This is a genomic window from Haloplanus sp. GDY1 (genome assembly GCF_023703775.1).
GTDB classification, from domain to species: Archaea; Halobacteriota; Halobacteria; order Halobacteriales; family Haloferacaceae; genus Haloplanus; species Haloplanus halophilus.
Window position 1 is genome coordinate 2,180,866 of the sequence record NZ_CP098514.1, and the last position, 23,322, is coordinate 2,204,187.

The window sequence follows — 23,322 nt, forward strand, 5'->3', positions numbered from 1 at the left end:
CACCCGTTTTTTCAGCCCAGCAGCCGGCGCTTGAGCCGTTCGAGCGGCCCCGGCCGGGCGGCGTCGATGGGCTCCCAGACGGAGAGCGCGTCGTCGACGTCGGCCCGCCGACTCGTCACGACCGCCTCCCGGTCGGGCGCGACGACCGCGAGGTGGGTCTCGTAGTAGCCGTTGTAGCCGTACTTCAGCATCTCGCGGCCGGAGAAGCCAGCGACGAAGTCGCGCACGTCGTCCGGAATCTCGGGGACGACGACCGCGAACGTGAACTCCGTGGCGTAGTGTTCCTCGTCGGCCTCGATCCAGCGGTCCGCCAGGTCCTCGGCGAGGGCGACGAGGCGTTCGAGGTCCGCGACCCGGACGCCCTCGATCCGCCGGAGGAACAGGTGTTCGAAGGAGACGTGGTGGCCGTACGTGATGGCGGGGTGGAAGAACTTCTTCTGCGTGTGGATTTCGAGGCGGCCGTAGAGGTCGAACGCCTCGCCGTCGACGCGGTAGTCGCGTTCGAGGTCGTAGTTGAACATCAGACGGTCGCTCACCCGGTCGACGTACTCGTCGTCCCACTCGGGGACGTCGTCGGGGACGGTCCGCTCGGGGGAACCGCCGTCGTCGTCGGTGCCGGTCCTGATCCCCGCGTCCTCGTCGGTCACGGCTCGTAGACGTGGACGTCGTCCTCGGCCGGCGGGGCGCCGACGGCGACGACGTCGACCGGTTCGTCGGCGTCCTCGGGGTTGTACGCGAACTGCGGGCTCCCCGGTTCGACGGCGACCAGGGCGTCCGGCCCCGCCTCCAGCGTCCCCTCGGGCGTGTCGACGTGGAGCGTCCCCGAGAGGACGTAGAAGGCCTCCTCCTGTTCGTCGTGGTAGTGGTAGGCGAGCGGGAGTTCCTCGCCCGGGTCGGCCGTGTAGCGGTTGATCGCCATTCGCGTGAGGCCCGCGGGACCGGACAGCGACCGGCGCGTGCAGGGGCGGTCGGAGTCCGGATCGACGTCCTCGGTGTCGACGACGTGGTAGCCCATACCCGAGTCACTGTCGTGGGGGAGGCAAAAGTCCGTCGTCACCCACACGACAAGCTTTAATCCGTCAGTAGCCGTACGTGCGGGTACGATGGGCGGCAAAGACACCGAGACCTGTGGTCGCTGTGCCATGAGTTCGGTCGTGGGCGTGGCGTCCGAGGGGGACGGCGAGTCGGGGCGTGACCCGTTCGCCGGCGCCCGCATCGAGGTCGACGAGCGCCAACTGCGCGCCGTCTCGCCGGCGGCGTGGCTGGGGCGGGTGAAACGCCGTCTCGACGCGCTCGCCACCCGCCTGACGTACGGGCGATAACTGTTTTGTACGCCGATCCCATGGGGACTTGACAAGCGATGGAAGAGAGCGTGTCCGGATTCAAACGCCGGGGAACGTGGCCCGAAATCGTCGAACACGGTGAGCGCATCACGCGGGCGCTCCGCGACGCCGGCGCCGACGGCGAGGCGTTCGAGGAGTGGGACGAGTGGCGCCCCAAGTCCCACGAGCGCCTGGGCGACGACGTCAACGAGAAGACGGCCGAACAGGCCAGCGTCGGCGAGGGCGAGGGCGAGAAGGCCGGAAAGAACCCCGACGAGGACCTCCGCACGGCCGGCGAGAAGCTCTCGGAGTCCTACGAGCGCGCCGAACAGGGGGACAACGAGGGGGCGGTCGAGCGCTGGCAGGACTCGATCAACTACGTCGCCCGCGCCGCCGACTCCGCCGGACGGAAGGCGCTCCGGGCCGTCGAGGACACCGTCTACCGGAAGGTGATGACCCAACTGGCCCCGTACTACTTCGACAACGAACTCGTGAGCGCGAACGTCCAGAAGACGGCACGCGGCGGCGACGAGGACGAGTTCATCTTCGAGGTGAACGTCAACGACGACGAACTGAAGGCGGCGGTGAGCGAGCGGTTGGCCACCTACGAGGACAGCGTCGATCGCTGGCACGTCGACACGGAGAAGGAGACGGAGATCGCCGAGGCCGTCGAGGGGGTCGAGCCCCCAGTCGACGGCGGCGGCGAGTCGAAGTCGACGACCAACTGACCCGCCACACCTATCCCCGCGACAGCGCTACGTGTCGGTATGCACGTCGAGTTCGACCGCGACACCTGCATCGGCATGTTCCAGTGCGTCGAGGAGTGGACGGCGTTCGAGGAGAACCGCGACGAGGGGAAGGCGGACCTCGCCGGCGGCGAGGAACGGGAGCCGGACCTGTTCGTCCGCGAGGTGCCCGCGGACGCGGCACTCGACGCCGAGTTCGCCGCGCGCACCTGCCCCGTCGACGCCATCCGCCTCTACGACGACGACGGCGAGCAGATCGTGTAGGCCGGCCGGTGCCCGTCCCGACCGGGGCCGGTCGTCGGACCCCGGTCGCGTTCGGGCCGCGGTATCACTTTCACCGCGCTTCGCCAACGCTTAACCCCGCCGCCGACCAAGCCGGCACGATGGCGGCCACCGACGACGGCGACGGCGAGTACGTCGAGCATCCCCTGCTCGCGTCGGGAGTCATCGAGCGCCGGGAGTACCAGCGACGCCTCGCGGACGACGCCGCCGCGGACCACACGCTCGTCTGTCTCCCCACCGGCCTCGGCAAGACGACGGTGAGCCTGCTCGTGACCGCCGAGCGCCTCCACGAGACCGGCGGGACGGCGCTCTTTCTCGCCCCGACGAAGCCGCTGGTCCAGCAACACGCCGCCTTCTACCGCGACGCGCTGACGATTCCGGACGACGAAATCACGGTCTTCACCGGCGAGGTTCGGCCGGACGACCGGGCCGCGCTCTGGGAGGACAGCCGGGTCGTCATCGCGACGCCACAGGTGGTGGAGAACGACCTGATCGGCGGGCGCATCTCCCTGTCGGACGTGACCCACCTCACCTTCGACGAGTGCCACCGCGCGACCGGCGACTACGCCTACGTCTACATCGCGGAGCGCTACCACGCCGACGCCGAGGCGCCGCTGGTGACGGGCATGAGCGCCTCGCCCGGCGGCGACGAGGAGGCGATCATGACCGTCTGTGAGAACCTCGGCCTTCGCGAGGTGGCCGTGATGACCGAGGACGACGCCGACGTCGACGAGTACACCCACGACACCGAGGTGGAGTGGGAGCGGGTGACGCTCCCCGAGCAGGTACTGGAGATCCGCGACGCACTCGAGGAGGTGATCGTCGACCGTCTGGAGGCGCTTGCGGAACTCGGCGTCACGAACACGACGAGCCCGGACCTCTCCCAGCGCGACCTCAACCGGATGCGCGGGGAGTTACAGGAACTCATCGACGCCGACCAGTCCGAGGGGTACGAGGGCATGTCGATCCACGCGGAGGTGATGAAGCTCCGGCGCGCGGTGGAACTCGCGGAGACGCAGTCCGTGGAGTCGCTGCGGCGGTACTTCGAGCGCCAGCGCAACGCGGCCCGCGCCTCCGGGGCGTCGAAGGCGAGCCAGCGCCTCGTCTCGGAGCCGAAGGTCCGGGAGGCGATGCGGAAGGCCGAGGCGTTCGACGACCTCCACCCGAAGTTCCGGCAGACGCGGGTCCTGTTGGCCCGGACGCTCGGCATCGGCGGCGGCGAGCGCGTCATCGTCTTCACCGAGTCGCGGGACACCGCCGAGGCCCTCACCGACTTCCTCGCGGAGAGCTTCGACGTTCGGCGGTTCGTCGGGCAGGGCGACAAGGAGGGCTCGGACGGCATGACCCAGAAGGAACAGGGCGAGACGCTCGATGCGTTCCGGGCGGGCGAGTTCGAGGTGCTGGTCTCCACATCCGTCGCGGAGGAGGGTCTGGACGTCCCGGAGGTGGACCTCGTGCTCTTCTACGAACCCGTCCCCACGGCGATCCGATCCATCCAGCGGAAGGGGCGGACGGGGCGACAGGACGAGGGCCGGGTGGTCGTCCTCATGGCCGAGGACACCCGCGACGAGGCGTTCTTCTGGATCTCCCGCCGGCGCGAGCGGGAGATGGAGGACGAACTGGCGGAGCTGAAAGGCGTCGCCGACGAGATGTCGGCGGAACTCGACGACGGGCAGACGGCGCTCGATTCGTTCGACGACGGGGCGGCGAGCGACGGCGACGCCGCGGAGGCCGACGGCGGCGCGGCCGCCCAGCCCGGACTGGCGGCCTTCGGGGCGGCCGGCGAGGGCGACGACGAAGACGGTGACGACGCCGCGGCGGACGACTCCGAGGGCGTCGTCGCGACGGCCGAGGGCGACGACGAGACGGTCGAGATCGTCGTCGACCAGCGGGAACTCGACTCCGCCATCGCCCGCGACCTCTCGACCCGCGAGGGGGTCGAGACCCGACTGGAGACGCTGGCGGTCGGCGACTACGTCGTCTCGGATCGCGTCGCCGTCGAGCGCAAGACCGTCGGGGACTTCCTCGACACCCTCACCGGGAGCGACCGCTCGCTGTTCGAGCAGGTGGGCGACCTCTCCCGACACTACGCCCGGCCGGTCGTCCTGCTGGAAGGCGAGGGGCTCTACGAGGAGCGCAACGTCCACCCCGACGCCATCCGTGGGGCGCTGGCGTCGCTCACGGTGGATTTCGGCGTGAGCGTCCTGCGCACCGAAGGCGAGGGCGACACCGCCGACCTGCTCGCGGTGCTGGCGGGGCGCGAACAGACGACCCGGGAGCGAAGCGTCAGCGTCCACGGCGAGAAGAGTTCGAAGACGCTGGGCGAACAGCAGGAGTACGTCGTGGGCGCCATCGCGGACATCGGCCCCGTGACCGCCCGGTCACTGCTGGAACACTTCGGGAGCGTCGAGGCCGTGATGACGGCGCGGGAGGAGGACTTGCTGGAGGTCGACGGGGTGGGCGAGGTGACCGCCGACCGCATCCGGACCGTGGTCGGGAGCGACTACAGTTAGATTCGGCAGTCGTCGAGCGCCGAGAGCGTCTCGGCGGCCTCGCGGGCGGCGGCGAGCAGTTCCTCCGCGCGACGCGGGTCGTCGGCCTCCTCGGCCGCCCGCGAGAACTTCAGGAGCGTCCGCGAGAGCGACGCGCGGGCGTCGGCCAGCGAGTCGTCGCCGTCCTCCGAACCCCGGGCGCGCCGGTCGGTCGGGGCGGCGTCACGCCCCCGACCCGCGTCGGTCGATTCGGTCCCGCGGTCGGCGGGGGCGGTGAGGCTGCGCTCCCGGGAGTCGACGGCGGGGGGCGAGGGACGCCCGTCGTCGGCCGCGTCGTCGGTTGCCGGCTCGGCGCCCGTGGCGGCCTCCGGGTCGGACGCGGACTCGGGCGCGTCCGCCTCGACGGCGTCCGCCTCGACGGCCTCCCTCTCACCCGAGGCGTCCTCCCCCTCGGCGGCCGCCGTCTCGCCCGAGGCGTCGTCCGCGGCCTGGCACGTGGGGCAGAACTCCCGCCCGTCGTAGCGGAAGATGGGGTCGCCACACGAGTCGCAGTGGTCGTTGGTCATCGTCGCTCCCTGCAGGAGGAGTTCGCTCATGCGCTGTGTCGCCGCGCGCTTCTCCTGGTCCTGTTCGTACTTCTCCCGGAGTCGCTCGCGTTCGGCCTCCTTGTCGAACCCGCTCATGGGCGAGGGAAGGCGACCGAGGTCGAAAAACCCCACGGGACGTTCGACGGTCGTCGATCCGCCGTACGCCGACTGCGGGCGAGCGTCGGGGGTTCCGAAGCGTTTAATCGGAATCCGCGGCCATCGGTACGTGAAATGACGAAAGTGAGCGTCATCGGCGCGGCGGGAACCGTCGGGGCCGCGGCAGGGTACAACATCGCGCTCCGCGACATCGCGGACGAACTCGTCCTCGTCGACATTCCGGACATGGAGGCGGAGACGGTGGGACAGGCCGCGGACACCAACCACGGCGTCGCCTACGACTCGAACACGGTCGTCCGGCAGGGCGGCTACGAGGCGACCGCGGGGTCGGACGTGGTCGTCATCACGGCAGGCATCCCCCGCAAGCCGGGGCAGACCCGGATCGACCTCGCGGGCGACAACGCGCCCATCATGGAGGACATCGGCTCCTCGCTGGCCGAGTACAACGACGACTTCGTGTCGATCACCACCTCGAACCCGGTGGACCTGCTGAACCGCCACCTCTACGAGGCGGGCGACCGCGACCGGCACTCGGTGATCGGCTTCGGCGGCCGCCTCGATTCGGCGCGCTTTCGCTACGTCCTCTCCCAGCGGTTCGACGTCCCCGTGCGGAACGTCGAGGCGACGATCCTCGGCGAACACGGCGACGCGCAGGTGCCCGTCTTCTCGAAGGTCCGGGTCGACGGCCGCGACCCCGAGTTCTCCGCCGACGAGCGGGAGGAGATCCTCGCCAACCTCCAGGAGTCGGCGATGGACGTCATCGAGCGCAAGGGCGCGACCGAGTGGGGCCCGGCGACGGGCGTCGCCCACATGGTCGAGGCGGTCCTCCGCGACACCGGCGAAGTCCTGCCCGGGAGCATCGTCCTCGACGGCGAGTTCGGCCACGAGGACACCGCCTTCGGCGTCCCCGTCAAACTCGGCGCCGACGGCGTCGAGGCGGTCGTCGAGTGGGATCTGGACGACTACGAGGTGGACCTGATGGACGAGGCCGCGGAGAAACTCGCCGACCAGTACGGGAAGATCGCCTGAGGTTTTTGGGCGATACCGCGGCCACGCCCGCCGTGACCTGACCACGGTCGCGGGGCGCTCGCGGGAGCGCGGCGCCACGCCCCGCGTCCCACGGCCGGCGCCGCCTGCTCGCTCACAGCCGTCGCCGCAGCGCCTCGGCCGTCTTCTCACCGACGCCGGCGACGTCCCGGAGGTCCGCGGCCGACGCCGCCCGCACGTTCTCGACGCTCCCGAACCGCCGGAGGAGGCGCCGGCGCGTCTCGGGCCCGACGCCCGGCACCTCGTCGAGCGCCGTCGACACCTCGTCGCGGACGGTTCCGTGGTACTGGACGGCGAAGCGGTGGGCCTCGTCGCGGACGCGCTGGAGGAGGTGGAGATGGGGGGCGTCGTCGTCCCAGTCGTGGGCGCCGTCGGGGGTTATCACCCGCTCCTCGGCCTTCGCGAGCGCCACGGCGGGGACGTCCCACCCCGCCCCGTCGAGGGCGTCGCGGGCGGCCGCCAGTTGCCCCTCGCCGCCGTCGATCAGCAGCAGATCCGGATCGGGGCGGTCGTCCTCGCCCGCGACGGCGCGGTCGGCCCGCCAGCGGACGAGTTCGCGCATGTTCGCGTAGTCGTCGTTCCGGTCGGTGAGGCTCTTCCGGCGGTAGGCCGACTTCTCCGCGCTCCCGTCGACGAAACAGACGTCGCTGCCGACGGCCGCCCGGCCGCCGCTGTGGCTCACGTCGAACCCCTCGATCCGCTCGACCGGCCCGTCGAGGCCGAGGGCGTCGGCGAGGCGGGCGCCGCCGTCGTCCCGCCCGGGGCGACTGCGGGCGTTCTTCAGCGCGAGGTCGACCAGCTTCGCCTCGCGGCCGGCCCCGGGGACCCGGAGGGCGACGCCCTCCGCCTCCAGCCACGCGAGCACCTCGTCGTCGTCCGGGCGCTCGGAACAGAGGATGGCGTCGGGGAGGTCGCGGTCGGCGTAGTACTGGGGGACGAAGGCGGCGAGGAGCGCGCCGACCCGGTCCTCGCCCTCGGGCGCGTCGAGGCGGTGTCGGGAGCGGTCGACGAGCTGTCCCCGCTCGCTGTGGAGGCGAGCGACCGTCGCCCGGTCGCCCTCCACCGACGCCCCGAGGACGTCGACGGTCCGCTCGTCGGCCGGCGACGCCACCGCCTCGGCGCCGGAGCCGTGGAAGGACTCGACGGTGTCGAGTCGGTCGCGGAGGTTGGCGGCGCGCTCGAAGGATCGATCCTGCGCGGCCGACTCCATCTCCCGGCGGAGCGGGTCGGCCAGCGCGCCCGTCTCGCCCTCGAAAAATCGGATCGCTGCCCGGACGTCCTCGGCGTAGGAGTCATCGTCGATTTCGCCGGTGCAGGGCGCGCTACACAGCCCCATCTCGTAGTCGAGACAGGGGCGGTCCCGGCCGCGGTACTTGTGATCGGAACAGCCCCGCAGCCCGTACACCTCGCGGAGCGCCTTGACGACCGTCTCGACGCTCCCCTTCTCGGTGAAGGGGCCGAAGACCGTCGCCCCCTCGTCGGGGTCCCGCGTCACCTCGATCCGCGGAACCGGGTGATCGGTGAACTGGACGAGCGGGTAGGACTTGTCGTCCTTCAGTCGGACGTTGTACCGCGGTTGGTGGCGCTTGATGAGGTTCGCCTCCAGCAGGAGCGCCTGGGTCTCGGTGTCGGTGACGGCGACGTCGATCCGATCGGCACGCTCGACCATCCGACGAATGCGGTCGCTCCGTGGATCGGCGTAGGAGCGGACGCGCTCCCGGAGGTCGACCGCCTTGCCGACGTACTGCACGTCCTCGGCCTCGTAGAAGAGATAGACGCCCGGGTCGCGGGGGAGGTCGGCCGCACGCGCTCGAACCGCACTCGCGTCCATCACCGCCCTCGTAGCGACCCCGTACGGATGAGCCTGACGCGTCGCCCGCCGCTCTCACCGTTGATAATCGTCGGAAACGATTAAGAAGAGCGCTGGTGACGGCCCGCGTATGGATCACGCCCCCGACTCACAAGGGTCGAAGCCGTCGGAAGCCGACGGTCGGCCGGAAGCGGTTCGGACCGACGGTGGCCAGACCGACGTGAACGGCGACTCGGTTACCATCGAATCGACGGAGTCGACGGTCGAGAGGCGAGAGTCGGAAGCGACGAACGGGACGGCGGAGGTGGAGTTGAACGTCGACGACGACGTCCTGATCGACGGCGTCGGAATGCCGGTGTTCGTCCTCGACCGGGAGGGCGCCATCGCGGCGTGGAACCACAGCATCGAGGAGTTGACCGGAAACGGGGACGACGTCGCCATCGGCTCGACGGCGCCGAGTACGGTGTTCTATCCCGAGGGTCGGGAGCGGGAGATGCTGGCCCAGACGGTCCTGGAGTCGCCCGAGTCGGCCGACGAGCGCGAGGGCGTGGAACTCGAGAACGAGGCGCTGTCGCTGTACGCGACCGACGAGACGATGACGGATCGCTGGGGCGACCGTCGACACCTGCGTCACACGTCGATGCCGCTGTACGAGGACGGCGAGTTCGTCGCGGTCATCCAGGCGATCCGGGACCGGACGGAGGAGGTGAAACGGCAGGAGGCGGTCGCGAACCTCGTCGACGAGGTCAGGGGGACGCTCCACGACCTCGCGGAGGGCCACCTCGACTCCCGCGCCGCGTTCGACGTCGAGGAGGACGTCATCGACGACCGCCTCGCGGACGTCGTCACGGAGTTGAACCGGACCGCCGAGGAGTTCGAGAGCCTGGCGAGCGAAGTCGACGGCGAGACGCGGGCCCTGGCGGACGCCATCGACCGGACGGCGACGGCGGCGGCCGACATCGCGGAGAACGTCGACGACCAGAACGGCCTGCTGCAGGAGGGTGCCGAGGAGATGCAGTCGTTCAGCGCGAGCATCGAGGAGGTGGCGGCGACGACCGACGAGGTGGAGTCGGCGGCCGACGAGGCGCGCGAGGCGGCCAGCGAGGGGCTGGACGCGAGCGCCGACGCCCGCGAGGCGACGGAGAGCGTCGTCGACGTGGGCGAGGAACTCGTCGACGACGTGACGGCGCTCGGCGATCGGATGGACGACATCGAGGAGGTGGTCGAGGTCATCTCGGAGGTGGCCGACCGGACGAACCTGCTGGCGCTGAACGCCAACATCGAGGCGGCGCGGGCGGGCGAGGACGGCGACGGGTTCGCCGTCGTCGCCGAGGAGGTGAAGTCGCTGGCCGAGCAGACCCACGAACACACCGAGGAGATCACGGACGACATCCAGACGCTCCAGGCGCAGACGGACGACACCGTCGACGCCGCGACCCGTTCCGTCGACCGGATCGAGCAGGCGAGCGAGCAGATCGACGACGTGCTGGAGACCTTCGAGGAGATCGCGGAAACCATCGACCGGGTCGCGGACGGCGTCGCCGAGGTGTCGCGGACGGCCGACGACCAGGCGGCGACCGGCGAGGAACTCACCGCGACGATCGAGACGCTCCGGGATCGAGCGGCGGAGACGGCCGAGGCTGCCGACCGGATCGTCGCCGCGGCCGACGAGGCCGACGAGGCGGTCGACGAACTCTCGCGGAGCGTCGACGAACTCCGGGCGGGCGAGGCGCGGGCCGGCGGGCCGTAGCGTATAACCCCGACGGCACCGACCCACCGGCCATGGACGACGAGGGAACGACGCGAACGTGGCTCGTCGAGCGGACGTACGACGACAAGGGGCTCATCTCGCTGGTGTACGCGACGACGGACGGCGAGGCCGTCCGGCGGATCGAGCGGGCGCCCATCGCCGTCGAGCGCTCGGGGGGCGTCACCGCCGCCGTCGACGTCGACGCGTCCGCGCTCACGCCGGTCGAGGAGGCGTCGCTGCGCGAGCGGTACGCGACGGAGGCACGGCGGATGGCCGAGGAACACGACCCCGACGAGACGGTGTAGGCGGACACCTAAACTCTTTAGCCGGGACTGGACCAAGGGGACCCCATGGCCGCAATCGAACTCGACGGCGTGACCAAGCGATTCGGCGACGTCACTGCCGTCTCCGACCTCGACCTCACGGTCCCCGAGGGCGAGGTGTTCGGGTTCCTCGGGCCGAACGGCGCGGGGAAGTCGACGACGATCAACATGTTGCTCGATTTCGTCCGACCGACCGACGGCGAGGTTCGCGTCCTCGGCATGGACGCGGGCGAGGAGAGCGTCGCGGTGCGGCGGCGGACGGGCGTCCTCCCCGAGGGATACGACGTCTATCACCGCCTCACCGGTCGCAAACACGTCGAATTCGCCATGCGCTCGAAGGAGGTGGAGGGCGACCCCGAGGCGATGCTGGAACGGGTCGGCCTCGCCGACGCCGCCGACCGCAAGGCCGGTGGCTACTCGAAGGGGATGCGCCAGCGACTCGCGCTGGGCATGGCGCTGGTCGGCGAGCCGGATCTGCTCGTCCTCGACGAGCCCTCCTCCGGGCTGGATCCGGGCGGCGCCCGCGAGATGCGCGACATCGTCCGGAGCGAGGCCGACCGCGGCACCACCGTCTTCTTCTCCAGTCACGTCCTGGGGCAGGTCGAGGCCGTGTGTGACCGCGTGGGTATCATGCGCGCGGGCGAACTCGTCGCCGAGGACAGCATCGAGGGGCTCCGCGGCGCCGTCGACGAGGGCGAGACGCTGTCGGTCACCGTCGACGACGCGAGCGAGGTGGACCTCGACGCGGTGCGGGCGGTCGACGGGGTGAGCGCCGCCGCGGCCGACGGGGAGACGGTGACCGTCTCCTGTGAGGCCGACGCGAAGACGGCGGTCATCGCCGCGCTGGAGGACGCCGGCGTGACGGTCCAGGACTTCCGGACGGAGGAAACCTCGCTCGAGGACCTCTTTCTCGCCTACACCGAGGGCGAGAAGGGGGAGGTGTCGGCATGACGTGGACCGCGGTCGCCCGGAAGGACTTCGAGGACGCCATCCGGTCGCGGTGGGTGGCGGGCCTGTCGGTGCTGTTCGTCCTGCTGGTGTCGGCGGCGGCGTACCTCGTCCGCCCGGCACCGGGCGAGACGATCAGCTCGAACGCCGTCCTCAACTCGCTGTTCGTCCGCGACGCCCTGGTGACGACGCTCGTGCCGCTGCTCGCCCTGATCGTCGCGTACAAGGCCGTCGTCGGCGAGCGGGAGTCGGGGTCGCTGAAGCTCCTGCTCTCCCTGCCGCACTCGCGGGCGGACGTGGTGTTCGGGAAGGTCTTCGGCCGGGCGGCCGCCATCGCCGCCCCCATCTCGGTGGGCTTCCTCCTGCCGGCGGTGATCCTCCTCGTCGCGCCGCCGGTGACCTTCGACGCGGCCTCGTACATCGGCTACACGCTGCTGACGGCGGTCCTCGGGGTCGTCTTCGTGAGCATCGCGGTCGGGTTCTCCGCGGCCGCGTCGTCGAGCCGGCGGGCGGTCGCCGGCGCCATCGGGATCTACTTCCTCTTCGTCCCGCTGTGGGGGGCCATCCGGTTCCCGCTGCAGCTCTATCTGGGCATGGGCGGCGGCCCCTCGTGGCTCCCGCTGTCGGGCCAGCAGGTGTTGCGGATGCTGACGCTCATCAACCCGACGGGGGCGTTCAAGACCGTCTCGAACGCGTTCCTGCAGGGGGAACTCTACACCCAGGGCGACGTGAACATGCAGGTGTCGGCGACGCTCATGCTGGTGCTGTGGATCCTCGTGCCGCCGCTGCTCGGCCTGCTGTGGTTCCGGGACGCGGACCTGTAGCCCGGGCTCACAGCCCGGCGACGTCCTCGATGGCGTCGGTCAGTGCCCGGACGCTCTCGACCGTGTGTTCGCCCATGTGACCGATGCGGAACGTCTCCTCGCCGATGGATCCGTAGCCGTTCGAGAACACCATGTCGTACTGCTCGGAGACGGCGTCGATGGTGGCGGCGACGTCGATGTCCCGCGTGTTCGCGATACAGCTCACCGTCTGCGATTCGTACCCCGCCTCGGGGAAGAGGTCGAAGTGCTCGCGCGCCCACTCGCGGGTGTACTCGGCCATCTCCCGGTGGCGCCGGTCGCGTTCCCGGTGGCCCTCCTCGAGCATGTGGTTCATCTGCTCGCGGTAGGCGAGCATGATCGGAATGGCGGGCGTGGAGTGGGTCTGGCCCTTGCGGTCGTAGTAGTCGAGACAGCGCTGGAAGCCGCCGTACCACGAGGCCGAGTCCGTGTCGAGTTCGCGCTCGTAGGCGTCGTCGCTGACCACGCAGACGGCGAGGCCGGGGGGCATGGCGAAGGCCTTCTGGGTCGAGGCGAAGACGACGTCGATGCCGTGGGCGTCGATGTCGACGTGATCGCCGCCGAGCGCCGACACGGCGTCGACGACGAAGTAGGTGTCCGGATACTCGGCGACCACGTCGCCGATCTCCTCGATCGGGTTGCGGACGCCGGTCGAACTCTCGTTCATGACGCAGGCGACGACGTCGTAGTCGGCGTCGCTCGCCTCGATCGCCTCGCGCACGTCCCCGGGTTTGACCGCCTCGCCCCACTCGTATTCGAGGCGGTCGACGTCCTTGCCAAGTCGCTCGGCCACGTTGGCGTGGCGCTCGCTGAACGCTCCGCAGGTCGGGACCAGTATCCGGTCGTCGACGAGGTTGAGCGTCGAGGCCTCCCAGAACTCCGTGCCCGACGCCGTGAGGACGATCACGTCGTTGTCGGTGCCCAGGAAGTCCTTCGTGTCCTCCACGATGGTCGTGTAGAGATCCGTCATCCGGTCCATGCGGTGACCGAACATCGGCTGGGCCATCGCCTCGACGACGTCCGCGCGCACCTCGGTGGGACCGGGAATGTACAGCGTCTTGTCGGGGTAGTCGTCCGTGTATTCGCGTTTCTCGGTCATGCCAACCACCAGCGTACGGGGTACGGCGTGACGAGGCGGCATGGTCCTTTTGATACCGACCCCGCGGGGCGGCGACGCGCGCGCCGTACCTCACGGTTATAAGTTCCTCCGGAAATATGCACCGTACACATGACCGACGGCTTTCACACCCGAAGCCTCCACGCCGGGGGGGAGCCGGACCCGGCGACGGGTGCGCGCGCGCCACCGATCTATCAGACCACGTCGTACGTCTTCGACGACGCCGACGACGCCGCGGCGCGGTTCAGCCTCGACGTCGAGGACGACATCTACTCGCGGTTCTCGAACCCGACGGTGCGGACCCTCGAGCGCCGACTGGCCTCGCTCTCGGGCGGGACCGACGCCGTCGCCACCGCGGCCGGGATGGCCGCCCTCGACGCCGCGACGAGCATCCTCGCCGAATCCGGCGACAACGTCGTCGCCTCGGCGGACATGTACGGCGGGACCAGCACCTACTTCTCGAAGATGGCCTCGCGGCGGGGAATCGAGTTCCGGCCGGTCGACACGCTCGACTACGACGCCTACGCCGAGGCGGTCGACGACGACACCGCGTTCGTCCACGTCGAGACGCTCGCCAACCCCTCGCTGGTGACGCCGGACTTCGAACGGCTGGCCGACATCGCCCACGAGAACGCCGTCCCGCTGTTCGTCGACAACACCTTCGCCACGCCGTACCTGTGTCGGCCGGTCGAACACGGCGCGGACCTCGTCTGGGAGTCGACGACCAAGTGGATCCACGGGTCGGGCACCACGCTCGGCGGGATCCTGGTCGACGGCGGCGCCTTCCCCTGGGATCACGCCGAGGCGGACTACCCCGAACTCGCCGGGGAGAACCCGGCGTACGGCTTCGACTTCACCGAGCGGTTCGGCGACCGGGCGTTCGCGGCCGCGGCGCGGTACCGCTCGCTCCGGAGCCTCGGCAACGGGCAGTCGCCGTTCGACGCCTGGGTCACCCTGCAGGGCCTGGAGACCCTGCCTCTGCGGATGGAGCGCCACTGCGGGAACGCGATGGCCGTCGCGGAGTTCCTCGACGACCACCCCGCCGTCGGGTGGGTGAACTACCCCGGGCTGGCGTCCCACGAGACCCACGCCAACGCGAGCGAGTATCTCGACGGCTACGGCGGGATGGTCACCTTCGGTCTCGCGGACGGCTACGAGGCGGCGAAGGAGCTGTGCGAGACGGTCGAACTCGCGAGTTTCCTCGCCAACATCGGCGACGCGAAGACGCTGGTGATCCACCCCGCCTCCACCACCCACTCCCAGTTGAGCGAGGCCGAACAGCGCGCCGCGGGCGTCACGCCGGACATGGTTCGGCTCTCGGTCGGCCTGGAGGACGTCGAGGACGTCGTCGCCGACCTGGAGCGGGGGCTGCGATGACCTCCGTCGAGAGCGGCACGCGGGACCTGGGGGAGTTCACCTTCGAGTGCGGGGAGTCCATCGAGAACCTGCGGATCGCCTACGAGGCCTACGGCGACTTCGAGGCGACGGAGGGAGGCAGCAACGCCGTCCTGATCTGCCACGCGCTCACGGGGAGCCAGAACGTCGCCAGCGCGGGGCTGGCCGAAACCGCGGGGCAGGCGCGGGCGTGGTGGAACGACATCGTCGGCCCCGGCAAGGCCATCGACACGACGGAGTACTACGTCGTCTGTGCGAACGTCCCCGGGTCCTGTTACGGGTCGTCCGGGCCGCCGGCGGAGAACCCCGACACCGGCGAACCGTGGGGCACCGACTTCCCGCCCGTGACGGTGGGGGACTGGACGCGGGCCCAGCGACGCCTGCTCGACGACCTGGGCGTCGGCCGCCTGCACGCCGTCGTCGGCGGGAGCGCCGGCGGCATGAACGTCCTGGACTGGGCGGTGCAGTACCCCGACGACGTGGCCCGCATCGCCCCCGTCGCGGCCGCCGCCCGCCTCGACGCCCAGTGTCTCGCCCTCGACGCCATCGCCCGCCGGGCCATCACCACCGACGACGCCTGGCAGGGCGGTGACTACTACGGCGGCGAGGAACCGACCGACGGCCTCGCGCTCGCCAGACAGATCGGCCACGTGATGTACCTCTCGAAGACGTCGATGAACGAGAAGTTCGGCCGCCGGGCGGCCGGCCGCGACGCCGTGCGCTCCTTCCCCGCCGACCGCGCCGCCGCCTTCTTCCCCTACCGCGAGGTGGAGTCCTACCTCGACTACCAGGCCGAGAAGTTCGTCGACCGGTTCGACCCGAACACCTACCTCTACCTGACCCGCGCGATGGACGACTACGACCTCAGCGAGGGGTACGAGGGCGACGCCGACGCCCTCGCCGCCTTCGAGGGCGAGACGCTGCTCATGTCTTTCACCGGCGACTGGCACTTCACGGTCTCGCAGTCCGAATCGCTCGCCGAGGCGTGCCGCACGGCGGGCGTCCCCGTCGCCCACCACGTGGTCGAGTCGAACCACGGACACGACGCCTTCCTCGTCGAACCGGAGAAGGTCGGCCCGCCGCTCCGGGACTTCCTCGCGGACGGACTGGAGGGCCGGGCCATCCACGACACCGCCGAGGACGACGCGGAAGCGGAAGGCGAGGACGACTTCGCGCCGGTCCACAACTCGCTGTTCGGCGGATAAGCACACTGCAACTCTGTTCTGACGGGGGCTCCCCCGCCCCGATTCCCGAGCGGCGCGGTCGGAGAGGACACGACGAGAGCGACACGCTATCCAGTTTAAGTGAATAATATTTATGATTGTCATAGTGAACCAATACCACAATAATTAATGGAGATAAGTTTGTTCAGTATGGGCTGGAATGTCCGATGGTAACGTACGACGACGTAAGTTCGTCAAGGCTGCGGGTGTAGCAGGTGTCGTCGGCCTCGCCGGCTGTTCGGGTGGCGGCGGCGGTGGCGGCGAGGGCGACGGCGGTGGCGGCGACGGTGGCGACGGCGGCGACGGCGGTGGCGGCGACGGTGGCGACGGCGGGAGTACCGGTAGTAGCGGCAGTGATCCGATCCTCGTCGGGACCCTGGCACCGTTCAGTCAGGGGCTCGGGTGGGTCGGTCCGAACGCCGCCCGTGGCCGCGACGTCGCACTCGCGGACATCGAGGACGCCGGACTCCTCGGTCGGGAGATCGAGATCAACGAACAGGACACGGAGACGACGCCCCAGGCGGCGATTTCCGGGTTCAACACGCTGGACGAGGCCGGCGTGGTGGCGACCCTCGGGCCGTCGAGTTCGGTGATCCCGAACCTCATCCAGCCGGTGGAAGACGCGGGGTTGCCGATGCTCTCGGTCTCCGCGGGGACGATGCAGCTCGACGACGTCGGCGGCCCCGAGGCCTACCTGTGGCGGACGGTGCCGAGCGACTCCATCGCCGGTCGCGCACAGGGCCAGTACGCGCTCTCGCAGGACTACAACACGATGGCGGTCACGTACAAGGACGACAAGGGGTCACAGAGCTTCTCGACGGCTGTCGCGGAGTACTTCACCTCGCAGGGCGGCGAACAGGTCGCCGACGTGGCGCTGGGAATCAACGCCGACTCCTACCGCAGCGAGATCCAGCAGATCATGGACGCCGACCCCGACGTGATCTCCATGACTGCCGGGACGGAGGTGTCGGCGCTGTTCATGCGCAACTACCTGGAAGCGGGTGCCGACATTCCGATCTTCATCGGAAACGACGTCGTCACGCCCGACTTCATCGAGCGGATAGGCGCCGAGGCGATGGCGGACGCACCCATCTTCGGACAGGCGCCGGCGCCCGGTCCGTCCTACGAGTCGTTCGCGGAACGCCACCAAGAGATGCACGGGCAGGCCCCCGGCACCTTCAGCGCCGCGGGCTACGACGCGATGAACCTGATCGCGCTGGCGGCCCACCGGGCCGGCGAGGCCACCCGGCAGGCGATCACCGACAACATCAACCCCGTCGCGCGGCCCGAGGGGACCGAGGTGACGTCGTTCTCCGAGGGCAAGGCGGAACTCGAGGCAGGTAACGAGATCAACTACCAGGGCGCGTCGAACCCGCAGAACTTCGACGAGGACGGCGACCCCGTCGGACCGTTCTCCGTCCTCGACGTGCAGGGCGGTGAGTGGGCCGAAGTGACGACGTTCTCCGCGGCGGAACTCACGGCCTGAGAGCGGGTTCGAAGCCGCTCCTCCGAATTACAATCACAAATTCGATACCTGACAATGGCAATCGTAGACCTCCTGTTGGTCGTCGGAATCATCGCCGGCATCTACTCGCTGCTGGCGATCGGAATGAACATGCACTGGGGAGATACCGGACTGTTGAATTTCGCGCACGCGGCCTTCTTCGCCATCGGCGCGTACACGTCGGCGATCCTCACGACCCCACCGGCGACGGGTCAGCTGGCCACGCGCGTCGTCGGGTTCGACTTTCCCATCCTCGTGGGGCTGATCGCCGGGACGATCCTGGCGGGGCTCGTCGGTACGCTGATCGCCGTGACCAGCGTCCGTCTGGAGGGCGACTATCTGGCGATGGTGACGCTGAGTTCCGCCGAACTGATCCGGTTGATGATCCACAACGAGGCGTGGTTGACCACCGGTGCACAGACGCTGAAGAACATCCCGCGCCCGCTCGACGGGGCCGTTCCGGTCAGTTACGACCTCTTCTATTTCGTCCTCGTGTGGGCGATCGTGGGTGCGTGTTACCTCCTGTTCGTGCGGCTGTCGGAGAGCCCGTTCGGTCGCGTCCTCCACGCGATCCGCGAGAACGACGACGTCCCGCTCGCGCTGGGCAAGAACACGGCCGTGTTCAAGCTGAAGTCGTTCGGCATCGGCGCCGCAGTCGCCGGCCTCGCCGGCGGGTTGTGGGCCCACTACGTCTACGCCATCACGTCGATCATGTTCCTCCCCAGCGTCACCTTCCTGATCTGGGCGGCGGTCATCATCGGCGGCGCCGGGAGCTACGCCGGCGCCATCGTGGGCGCCACGGTCATCGTGTTCCTTCGGCAGATCACGCGGTTCATCCCGGGGAGCGTCCCCTTCGGCGACGAACTCGCGTACATCCGCCTGATGGTGGTGGGCGTGGTGTTGATCCTCGTCCTCTACTTCCGACCCGAAGGACTGCTTGGCAACAGCGAACGACTGCAGGCAGGCACCTCGGAGGGAACGTAGATGGTACTCGATCTACAGCTCGTCTGGAACGGACTGGTCGTCGGGAGCATCATCGCCGTCTCGGCGCTCGGACTGACGCTCATCTTCGGCATCCTCAACTTCATCAACATCGCGTACGGCGACTACATGGCCGCCGGGGCGTACGTCGCCTGGGCGGTCAACGCGCAGGTGGGACTCCCGCTCGGGGTCGCCATCGTCGTCGGCATCCTGACGATGTCGGTCGGCGCGGTGGTGCTCGACAAGATCGTGTTCCAGCATTTCCGGTCCCGGAGTCCGATCACGCTGCTCATCGTCTCCATCGGCGTGGCGTTCTTCCTCCGGAACCTGATTCGCGCGGTCTGGGGACCCAGCGGACACTTCTACGAACTGCCGCTGACCGCCAATCCGTCGGTCCTGGGCATCAGGTACAGCATCGAGCAGGTGGCGATCATGGTGACCAGCCTGGTGCTGTTGGTCGGCGTGTACGGCCTGCTCCGACGGACGCGGATCGGGATCGCGATGCGCGCGGCGTCGGACGACCGGATGCTCAGCCGGATTCGCGGCGTCGACACCGAACGGCTCGTCCTCTACGTCTGGCTGATCGGCGGCGCCATCGCCGGACTGGGGGGCATCATGCTCGGACTCGACGCCCAGATCCGGCCGAACATGGGCTTTACCGCCCTCATCCCCATCTTCGCCGCGGTGATCCTCGGCGGCATCGGTGACCCCAAGGGTGCCGTCGCCGGCGGCTACACCATCGGCGTCCTCCAGGAAGTGAGCGTGAGCGTCATTCCCTCGGAGTACAAGTTCGGCGTCGGACTGCTGGCGCTGATCGTCGGCCTGATCACGCGTCCGGACGGACTGTTCGGGGAGGCAACGCGATGACCCTGCTCGAAGCCAGCAACCTCCGGAAGACGTTCGGCGGCATCGTCGCCGTCGACGAGGTCTCCTTCGAGGTCGAACGCCGGGAGATCGTCGGCGTCATCGGCCCGAACGGCGCCGGCAAGTCCACGATGTTCAAGCTGCTGTCCGGATTCCACCACCCGGACGAGGGCTCCGTCGAGTTCGACGGCGAGGACGTGACGGAACTCGAACCCGACGAACGCGCCCAGCGCGGCATGGTCCGGACCTTCCAGATCGCTCAGGAACTCACCGGGATGCAGGTGATGGAGAACATGCTCCTGGCATCGCAGAACCACCCCGGCGAGAAGGTCCTCGCGGCGGCGGCGAACACCGGGACCGTCCGCGACCACGAATCGGAGGCCCGCGAGCGCGCCGAGGAGCTACTGAAGTTCCTCGAACTCTGGGACCTTCGCGAGGAGTACGCCGGCAACCTCTCGGGCGGGCAACGAAAGCTGCTGGAGTTGGGTCGGGCGCTGATGGCGGAGCCGGATCTCTTGTTACTGGACGAACCGATGGCCGGCGTCAATCCCGACCTGACCGATCGGCTCCTCGAGCGCATCATGGAACTGCGCGACGAGCGGGACATGACGTTCCTCGTCGTGGAACACGACATCGAGGCGATCATGCGAATCTCCGACACCGTCATCGGGATGCACGACGGCAAGGTACTGTCGAAGGGAACGCCGGAGGAAGTGCAGTCCGACGAACGCATGCTCGAGGCCTACCTCGGAGGTGACGTCTGATGTTGCTCGAACTGGAGGACGTCGTCAGCGGCTACGGTGACGCGATCATCGTCCACGGCGTCGACATGGAGATGACCGACGGCGAGATGGTCACGATCATCGGCCCGAACGGTGCCGGCAAGTCGACGCTCCTGAAGACGATCGTCGGCGTCGTCGAGGCCCGGGAGGGGACGATCCGGTTCGACGGTACCGACATCGCGGGGCTCCCCCCGGAGAAGGTCGTCGAACACGGCATCTGTTATGTCCGACAGGACGACAACATCTTCCCGAACCTCTCGGTCATGGAGAACCTGAAGATGGGGGCGTGGCCGGCCGAGGGTGAAGACTGGTTCGACTTCGACGAACGCCTCGAGGAGGTGTACGCCCAGTTTCCCGTCCTCGAAGAGCGCGCCGATCAGCGGGCGGGCGCCCTGAGCGGCGGGCAACAGCAGATGGTCGCGATGGGAACCGCGATGATCCTCGATCCGGACCTGCTCGTCCTCGACGAACCGTCGGCGGGGCTGGCGCCACAGCTCGTCGAGGAGGTGTTCCAGAAGATCGTCGAGATCAACGAGGCCGGAACGCCCGTGCTGATGGTCGAGCAGAACGCCCGGGCGGCGCTGAAGCGGTCCGACCGCGGCATCGTCCTCGACATGGGCGAGAACCGGTTCGAGGGAAGCGGCGAGGAACTGCTCGACAGCGACGAGGTGGCCGAACTCTACCTCGGCACCGACTGACCGCCGGACGGGCGGGCCACCGTCTCCGGCGCTTTTAGTACGGTCGCTTCCGAAGGCCGTCGCATGGCAGACGAAGACGACGGAGACGGACCCGGATTCCACACGCGAAGCCTCCACGCCGGACAGTCGCCGGACCCATCGACGGGTGCCCGGGCACCGCCGATCTACCAGACCACGTCGTACGTCTTCGACGACGCCGACGACGCCGCCGGCCAGTTCGCCCTCGAGAAGGAGGGGCACATCTACTCGCGGCTGATGAACCCCACCGTGGGGACGCTGCAGGAGCGCCTCGCCTCGCTGGAGGGCGGCGTCGGCGCCGCCGCCACCGCCTCGGGGATGGCCTCGCTGGACCTCGCCACCTTCCTGCTGGCCGAGGCGGGCGACAACGTCGTCACCGCGTCGGCGCTGTACGGCGGCACGTACACCTACTTCACCCACTCCGTCGAGCGCCGCGGGATCACGACCCGCTTCGTCGACACGCTCGATTACGACGCCTACGCCGAGGCCATCGACGACGACACCGCCTACGTCCACCTCGAAACGATCGGCAACCCCGCCCTCGTCACCCCGGACATCGAACGGGTCGCGGACATCGCCCACGACCACGGCGTCCCGCTGCTCGTCGACAACACCTTCGCGACGCCGTACCTGTGCCGGCCGCTCGAACACGGGGCGGATCTGGTCTGGAACTCGACGACCAAGTGGCTCCACGGGTCGGGGTCGACCGTCGGCGGCGCCCTGATCGACGGCGGCACCTTCGACTGGGGGGCGTACGCCGAGGACTACCCCGAGATCGGCCAGTCGAACCCCGCGTACCACGGCGTCAACTTCCACGAGACGTTCGCCCCCGCGGGGTTCACCTACGCGGCCATCGCCCGCGGTCTGCGTGACCTGGGCAACACGCAGTCGCCGTTCGACGCGTGGGTCACCCTCCAGAAACTCGAGTCGTTCCCGATGCGGATGGAGCGCCACTGCGAGAACGCGATGGCCGTCGCGGAGTTCCTCGACGACCACCCCGAGGTGGCGTGGGTCAACTACCCCGGCCTGGAGTCCCACGAAACCCACGGGACGGCGAGCGAATATCTGGAGGGGGGCTACGGCGGCATGATCACCTTCGGCCTCGCGGACGGCTACGAGGCGGCGAAGGGAACGGTCAACGAGGTGGAACTCGCCTCCCTGCTCGCGAACGTCGGCGACGCGAAGACGCTGGTGATCCACCCCGCCTCCACCACCCACCAGCAGTTGACCGACGAGGAACAGGAGGCCGCGGGCGTCACGCCCGACATGGTCCGCCTGTCGGTCGGTCTGGAGGACGTCGCGGACATCGTCGCCGACCTGGAGGGGGCCATCGACGCCGCGACCCGATAGGGACCGACGATCCCGACGAGCGGGTGGCCGCCGGGACGCAGCTTTATATTCCCGCTGAGTGATAGGTGTGGCATGACGGACGAGTCGTTCACCGACCCCGACGAGACGCACGACGAGTGGATCGACGTACGCATGACCGATCCCGAGGAAGGGGAGTGGGACGTCGACGCCGTCGTCGTCGGGGGGCGAGTAGCGTACGTCGACCTCCGGATCAAGCCGGCGTTGCTGGCGGCGTTCGTCGACTGTCTGGTCGAGGACGTGAGCGACGACCGGGCGGAGGCGGTGCTGTCGGCGGTCGCGGAGCGCAACGGGATCGACCTCGGCGACGGCGGGAGCGACGAGTAGCGCCGGTCGCGCTGTCGGCTATCGTAGCGATCGGAGGCGGCACCGACGGTGGTCACCGCGCGCCCGCGGGTCACTCCAGCAGTCCGCGCTCCTCGAACACCCGCGCCAGTCGGTCCATCGACGCCACCACCACGTCGCAGGCGGGACGCACCGCGGGCTTGGGGAGGAAGCCGACGGCCAGCCCCGCCACCTCCAGCATCGGGAGGTCGTTGGCGCCGTCGCCGACGGCGACGGTCCGCGAGGGGGGCACGTCGACGTCGGCCGCCAGCGACTCCAGCGCCTCGTCTTTCGTCCCCTCGATCAGCGGCCCCTCGACGGCGCCGGTGAGGCGGCCGCCGCTCGCGGGCAGTCGGTTGGCGACGACGGTGTCGACGGTCACGCCCTCGCGTTCGAGGGCGCGGGCGACGCCGCGCTCGAACCCGCCGGTGAGGACGGCGGTGTGGTGGCCGGCGTCGTTCAGGCGGGCGAGCAGGTCGGCCGCACCCGGCCGGAGGCGGACCCCGTCGAACGCCGCCTCGGCGCGGTCCAGTTCCAGCCCCTCCAGCAGCGCCGCGCGTTCGCGCAGGCTCTCGGCGTAGCCGAGTTCGTCGTTCATCGCCCGTTCGGTGATGTCGGCCATGCGGTCGGCGACGCCGCGCTGCTCCCCGAGCAGGACCGTCATCTCGGAGTCCGAGAGCGTGCCGTCGAAGTCGAAGGCGACGAGTCGCATACCGGTCCGTCGCCGGCCGAGGGTTTGAATCCCCCGACGACCGCGGCAACGCTTATCAGTGTGCCGCCGG

General features: G+C 69.4%; 24 protein-coding genes. 18 read left to right on the top strand and 6 right to left on the bottom strand.

What is annotated here, in order from left to right; all coding sequences use genetic code 11:
• Nucleotides 1-11 precede the first annotated feature (11 nt).
• Both NBT67_RS11705 and NBT67_RS11710 read right to left on the bottom strand, forming a co-directional pair.
• Nucleotides 12-647: a DUF8052 family protein gene (locus tag NBT67_RS11705; protein ID WP_251341893.1), complete on the bottom strand. Its 636-nt coding sequence runs from the start codon at nucleotides 645-647 to the stop codon at nucleotides 12-14.
• Complete coding sequence (locus NBT67_RS11710; protein ID WP_251341894.1) at nucleotides 644-1,015, bottom strand: cupin domain-containing protein; 372 nt, start codon at nucleotides 1,013-1,015, stop codon at nucleotides 644-646. Before NBT67_RS11710 ends, NBT67_RS11705 begins: the two co-directional genes overlap by 4 nt.
• A gap of 88 nt (nucleotides 1,016-1,103) precedes the next feature.
• Here NBT67_RS11710 and NBT67_RS11715 point away from each other — a divergent pair, with 88 nt between their 5' ends.
• The 4 genes from NBT67_RS11715 to NBT67_RS11730 all read left to right on the top strand — a co-directional run bounded on the left by NBT67_RS11715 (nucleotide 1,104) and on the right by NBT67_RS11730 (nucleotide 4,863).
• A complete protein-coding gene (locus tag NBT67_RS11715; RefSeq protein ID WP_251341895.1) occupies nucleotides 1,104-1,322 on the top strand; it encodes a DUF8007 family protein in 219 nt (72 codons plus the stop codon).
• A 38-nt stretch (nucleotides 1,323-1,360) separates the two neighbouring features.
• Nucleotides 1,361-2,050 carry a DUF5828 family protein gene (locus NBT67_RS11720; protein ID WP_251341896.1) on the top strand — a complete coding sequence of 230 codons (690 nt, stop codon included), beginning with the start codon at nucleotides 1,361-1,363 and terminating at the stop codon, nucleotides 2,048-2,050.
• Between the two features lie 39 nt (nucleotides 2,051-2,089).
• Nucleotides 2,090-2,332: a ferredoxin gene (locus NBT67_RS11725; protein ID WP_251341897.1), complete on the top strand. Its 243-nt coding sequence runs from the start codon at nucleotides 2,090-2,092 to the stop codon at nucleotides 2,330-2,332.
• Nucleotides 2,333-2,451: 119 nt separating this feature from the next.
• Nucleotides 2,452-4,863 carry a DEAD/DEAH box helicase gene (locus tag NBT67_RS11730; RefSeq protein ID WP_251341898.1) on the top strand — a complete coding sequence of 804 codons (2,412 nt, stop codon included), beginning with the start codon at nucleotides 2,452-2,454 and terminating at the stop codon, nucleotides 4,861-4,863.
• On the opposite strand, the gene NBT67_RS11735 is transcribed toward NBT67_RS11730, so the two are convergent.
• Entirely contained in the window at nucleotides 4,860-5,525 is a 666-nt protein-coding gene (locus tag NBT67_RS11735; RefSeq protein WP_251341899.1) for an Sjogren's syndrome/scleroderma autoantigen 1 family protein, read from the bottom strand. The two genes, NBT67_RS11730 and NBT67_RS11735, sit on opposite strands and share 4 nt — an antisense overlap.
• Before the next feature lie 135 nt (nucleotides 5,526-5,660).
• On the opposite strand from NBT67_RS11735, the gene mdh reads away from it, so the two are divergent.
• On the top strand, nucleotides 5,661-6,575 hold the full coding sequence (gene mdh / locus NBT67_RS11740; RefSeq protein ID WP_251341900.1) for a malate dehydrogenase: 915 nt from the start codon (nucleotides 5,661-5,663) through the stop codon (nucleotides 6,573-6,575).
• Between the two features lie 112 nt (nucleotides 6,576-6,687).
• On the opposite strand, the gene NBT67_RS11745 is transcribed toward mdh, so the two are convergent.
• Nucleotides 6,688-8,424 carry an excinuclease ABC subunit C gene (locus tag NBT67_RS11745; RefSeq protein WP_251341901.1) on the bottom strand — a complete coding sequence of 579 codons (1,737 nt, stop codon included), beginning with the start codon at nucleotides 8,422-8,424 and terminating at the stop codon, nucleotides 6,688-6,690.
• A 109-nt stretch (nucleotides 8,425-8,533) separates the two neighbouring features.
• Between NBT67_RS11745 and NBT67_RS11750 the strand changes: the two genes are divergently transcribed.
• Genes NBT67_RS11750 through NBT67_RS11765 form a run of 4 tightly spaced genes read left to right on the top strand, consistent with a single transcriptional unit; the run spans nucleotide 8,534 to nucleotide 12,248 of the window.
• Nucleotides 8,534-10,153, top strand: a complete 1,620-nt coding sequence (locus tag NBT67_RS11750; protein ID WP_251341902.1) for a methyl-accepting chemotaxis protein — start codon at nucleotides 8,534-8,536, stop codon at nucleotides 10,151-10,153.
• A gap of 32 nt (nucleotides 10,154-10,185) precedes the next feature.
• Entirely contained in the window at nucleotides 10,186-10,458 is a 273-nt protein-coding gene (locus NBT67_RS11755; RefSeq protein ID WP_251341903.1) for a DUF7967 family protein, read from the top strand.
• Between the two features lie 45 nt (nucleotides 10,459-10,503).
• On the top strand, nucleotides 10,504-11,427 hold the full coding sequence (locus NBT67_RS11760) for an ABC transporter ATP-binding protein (protein WP_251341904.1): 924 nt from the start codon (nucleotides 10,504-10,506) through the stop codon (nucleotides 11,425-11,427).
• Nucleotides 11,424-12,248 (top strand): ABC transporter permease, encoded by an 825-nt coding sequence (locus NBT67_RS11765; RefSeq protein WP_251341905.1) that lies wholly within the window; start codon nucleotides 11,424-11,426, stop codon nucleotides 12,246-12,248. The genes NBT67_RS11760 and NBT67_RS11765 overlap by 4 nt, the downstream gene beginning before the upstream one ends.
• 7 nt (nucleotides 12,249-12,255) lie before the next feature.
• On the opposite strand, the gene NBT67_RS11770 is transcribed toward NBT67_RS11765, so the two are convergent.
• Nucleotides 12,256-13,365 (bottom strand): pyridoxal-phosphate-dependent aminotransferase family protein, encoded by a 1,110-nt coding sequence (locus tag NBT67_RS11770; protein ID WP_251341906.1) that lies wholly within the window; start codon nucleotides 13,363-13,365, stop codon nucleotides 12,256-12,258.
• A 129-nt stretch (nucleotides 13,366-13,494) separates the two neighbouring features.
• Here NBT67_RS11770 and NBT67_RS11775 point away from each other — a divergent pair, with 129 nt between their 5' ends.
• The 9 genes from NBT67_RS11775 to NBT67_RS11815 all read left to right on the top strand — a co-directional run bounded on the left by NBT67_RS11775 (nucleotide 13,495) and on the right by NBT67_RS11815 (nucleotide 22,543).
• Nucleotides 13,495-14,760: an O-acetylhomoserine aminocarboxypropyltransferase/cysteine synthase family protein gene (locus NBT67_RS11775; protein ID WP_251341907.1), complete on the top strand. Its 1,266-nt coding sequence runs from the start codon at nucleotides 13,495-13,497 to the stop codon at nucleotides 14,758-14,760.
• Nucleotides 14,757-15,983: a homoserine O-acetyltransferase MetX gene (metX, locus tag NBT67_RS11780; protein WP_251341908.1), complete on the top strand. Its 1,227-nt coding sequence runs from the start codon at nucleotides 14,757-14,759 to the stop codon at nucleotides 15,981-15,983. The genes NBT67_RS11775 and metX overlap by 4 nt, the downstream gene beginning before the upstream one ends.
• Before the next feature lie 178 nt (nucleotides 15,984-16,161).
• The gene (locus NBT67_RS11785; RefSeq protein WP_251341909.1) at nucleotides 16,162-17,487 is read left to right on the top strand and encodes an ABC transporter substrate-binding protein; all 1,326 of its coding nucleotides are present in this window, start codon (nucleotides 16,162-16,164) and stop codon (nucleotides 17,485-17,487) included.
• 54 nt (nucleotides 17,488-17,541) lie between these two features.
• Nucleotides 17,542-18,489 carry a branched-chain amino acid ABC transporter permease gene (locus NBT67_RS11790; RefSeq protein WP_251341910.1) on the top strand — a complete coding sequence of 316 codons (948 nt, stop codon included), beginning with the start codon at nucleotides 17,542-17,544 and terminating at the stop codon, nucleotides 18,487-18,489.
• On the top strand, nucleotides 18,490-19,353 hold the full coding sequence (locus NBT67_RS11795; RefSeq protein WP_251341911.1) for a branched-chain amino acid ABC transporter permease: 864 nt from the start codon (nucleotides 18,490-18,492) through the stop codon (nucleotides 19,351-19,353). It abuts the gene before it with no gap.
• Nucleotides 19,350-20,114 (top strand): ABC transporter ATP-binding protein, encoded by a 765-nt coding sequence (locus tag NBT67_RS11800; RefSeq protein ID WP_251341912.1) that lies wholly within the window; start codon nucleotides 19,350-19,352, stop codon nucleotides 20,112-20,114. Before NBT67_RS11795 ends, NBT67_RS11800 begins: the two co-directional genes overlap by 4 nt.
• Complete coding sequence (locus NBT67_RS11805; RefSeq protein ID WP_251341913.1) at nucleotides 20,114-20,830, top strand: ABC transporter ATP-binding protein; 717 nt, start codon at nucleotides 20,114-20,116, stop codon at nucleotides 20,828-20,830. The genes NBT67_RS11800 and NBT67_RS11805 overlap by 1 nt, the downstream gene beginning before the upstream one ends.
• 63 nt (nucleotides 20,831-20,893) lie before the next feature.
• Nucleotides 20,894-22,198: an O-acetylhomoserine aminocarboxypropyltransferase/cysteine synthase family protein gene (locus tag NBT67_RS11810; protein WP_251341914.1), complete on the top strand. Its 1,305-nt coding sequence runs from the start codon at nucleotides 20,894-20,896 to the stop codon at nucleotides 22,196-22,198.
• A 72-nt stretch (nucleotides 22,199-22,270) separates the two neighbouring features.
• Nucleotides 22,271-22,543 (top strand): hypothetical protein, encoded by a 273-nt coding sequence (locus NBT67_RS11815; protein WP_251341915.1) that lies wholly within the window; start codon nucleotides 22,271-22,273, stop codon nucleotides 22,541-22,543.
• 70 nt (nucleotides 22,544-22,613) lie between these two features.
• Here NBT67_RS11815 and serB read toward each other — a convergent pair whose 3' ends face one another.
• Complete coding sequence (serB, locus tag NBT67_RS11820) at nucleotides 22,614-23,252, bottom strand: phosphoserine phosphatase SerB (RefSeq protein ID WP_251341916.1); 639 nt, start codon at nucleotides 23,250-23,252, stop codon at nucleotides 22,614-22,616.
• Nucleotides 23,253-23,322 lie beyond the last annotated feature (70 nt).

Coding starts and splice junctions, on each gene's coding strand:
- NBT67_RS11760 (WP_251341904.1), top strand. CDS start 10,504: ATGGCCGCAATCGAACTCGACGGCGTGACCAAGCGATTCGGCGACGTC.
- serB (WP_251341916.1), bottom strand. CDS start 23,252: ATGCGACTCGTCGCCTTCGACTTCGACGGCACGCTCTCGGACTCCGAG.
- NBT67_RS11725 (WP_251341897.1), top strand. CDS start 2,090: ATGCACGTCGAGTTCGACCGCGACACCTGCATCGGCATGTTCCAGTGC.
- NBT67_RS11810 (WP_251341914.1), top strand. CDS start 20,894: ATGGCAGACGAAGACGACGGAGACGGACCCGGATTCCACACGCGAAGC.
- NBT67_RS11715 (WP_251341895.1), top strand. CDS start 1,104: ATGGGCGGCAAAGACACCGAGACCTGTGGTCGCTGTGCCATGAGTTCG.
- metX (WP_251341908.1), top strand. CDS start 14,757: ATGACCTCCGTCGAGAGCGGCACGCGGGACCTGGGGGAGTTCACCTTC.
- NBT67_RS11795 (WP_251341911.1), top strand. CDS start 18,490: ATGGTACTCGATCTACAGCTCGTCTGGAACGGACTGGTCGTCGGGAGC.
- NBT67_RS11785 (WP_251341909.1), top strand. CDS start 16,162: ATGTCCGATGGTAACGTACGACGACGTAAGTTCGTCAAGGCTGCGGGT.
- NBT67_RS11790 (WP_251341910.1), top strand. CDS start 17,542: ATGGCAATCGTAGACCTCCTGTTGGTCGTCGGAATCATCGCCGGCATC.
- NBT67_RS11815 (WP_251341915.1), top strand. CDS start 22,271: ATGACGGACGAGTCGTTCACCGACCCCGACGAGACGCACGACGAGTGG.
- NBT67_RS11800 (WP_251341912.1), top strand. CDS start 19,350: ATGACCCTGCTCGAAGCCAGCAACCTCCGGAAGACGTTCGGCGGCATC.
- NBT67_RS11770 (WP_251341906.1), bottom strand. CDS start 13,365: ATGACCGAGAAACGCGAATACACGGACGACTACCCCGACAAGACGCTG.
- NBT67_RS11805 (WP_251341913.1), top strand. CDS start 20,114: ATGTTGCTCGAACTGGAGGACGTCGTCAGCGGCTACGGTGACGCGATC.
- NBT67_RS11710 (WP_251341894.1), bottom strand. CDS start 1,015: ATGGGCTACCACGTCGTCGACACCGAGGACGTCGATCCGGACTCCGAC.
- NBT67_RS11730 (WP_251341898.1), top strand. CDS start 2,452: ATGGCGGCCACCGACGACGGCGACGGCGAGTACGTCGAGCATCCCCTG.
- NBT67_RS11735 (WP_251341899.1), bottom strand. CDS start 5,525: ATGAGCGGGTTCGACAAGGAGGCCGAACGCGAGCGACTCCGGGAGAAG.
- NBT67_RS11775 (WP_251341907.1), top strand. CDS start 13,495: ATGACCGACGGCTTTCACACCCGAAGCCTCCACGCCGGGGGGGAGCCG.
- NBT67_RS11765 (WP_251341905.1), top strand. CDS start 11,424: ATGACGTGGACCGCGGTCGCCCGGAAGGACTTCGAGGACGCCATCCGG.
- NBT67_RS11750 (WP_251341902.1), top strand. CDS start 8,534: ATGGATCACGCCCCCGACTCACAAGGGTCGAAGCCGTCGGAAGCCGAC.
- NBT67_RS11720 (WP_251341896.1), top strand. CDS start 1,361: ATGGAAGAGAGCGTGTCCGGATTCAAACGCCGGGGAACGTGGCCCGAA.
- mdh (WP_251341900.1), top strand. CDS start 5,661: ATGACGAAAGTGAGCGTCATCGGCGCGGCGGGAACCGTCGGGGCCGCG.
- NBT67_RS11745 (WP_251341901.1), bottom strand. CDS start 8,424: ATGGACGCGAGTGCGGTTCGAGCGCGTGCGGCCGACCTCCCCCGCGAC.
- NBT67_RS11755 (WP_251341903.1), top strand. CDS start 10,186: ATGGACGACGAGGGAACGACGCGAACGTGGCTCGTCGAGCGGACGTAC.